This window comes from Pelistega indica (assembly GCF_000506865.1).
In the GTDB taxonomy this organism is placed as follows: Bacteria; Pseudomonadota; Gammaproteobacteria; order Burkholderiales; family Burkholderiaceae_B; genus Taylorella; species Taylorella indica.
In genome coordinates, this window is record NZ_AYSV01000057.1 from 1 (window position 1) to 703 (window position 703).

The window sequence follows — 703 nt, forward strand, 5'->3', positions numbered from 1 at the left end:
TCAGTACGTTAATCCATGAATGCAAGGAAGAAATCATAAAAAGCTATAAAAACCCGTCCAAGAATCGCAAGAGGTTGGGTTCATGAGTTGCGGGTCAAGTTTACCGCCAGTATTGCCTTGTGTTGCAAGGTGGCTGGCATTAGTCGTACGGCTTTTTATTACGAGAAACGTCTATCAGATGATAGCGAAGTCTCAGCGATACTCACGGAGGTCTCTAATAAGCACCCTCGTTGGGGATTTATGAAGTGTTTTAAAAGAATTCGACATATGGGCTACCCTTGGAATCATAAACGTGTATACCGTGTTTATACACAGCTTAAATTGAATTTAAAAAGCAAGCGCAAGCAACGTTTGCCTGTTCGTGAACCATTGCTATTACAAACACCAGAACGAGCCAATCAGTGTTGGTCGATGGACTTTATGAGTGACAGCTTAGAGAACCAGGTGCGCTTTAGAACCCTTAATGTAATAGATGACTATAATCGCCAAGCCTTAGGGATTCAGGTGAGTGTGGGTATGCCAACAGGCAAAGTGATTGATTACCTAGATCGCCTTGCCGAGTTATACGGTTATCCAGAGAGGATTAGGGTAGATAATGGCACAGAGTTTACCTCGCATCGGTTTGTGAATTGGGCAAAGCAACACGGTATCTATATTGATTATATTCAACCAGGATGCCCCTACCAAAATGGCTTTATTCTGA

General features: G+C 42.7%; 1 protein-coding gene. It reads left to right on the forward strand.

Annotation, left to right across the window (positions count from 1 at the left end; all coding sequences use genetic code 11):
- Positions 1 to 87: 87 nt before the first annotated feature.
- The coding region (locus V757_RS18520) for a DDE-type integrase/transposase/recombinase (protein ID WP_147628844.1) at positions 88 to 703 on the forward strand (616 nt) is incomplete at its 3' end.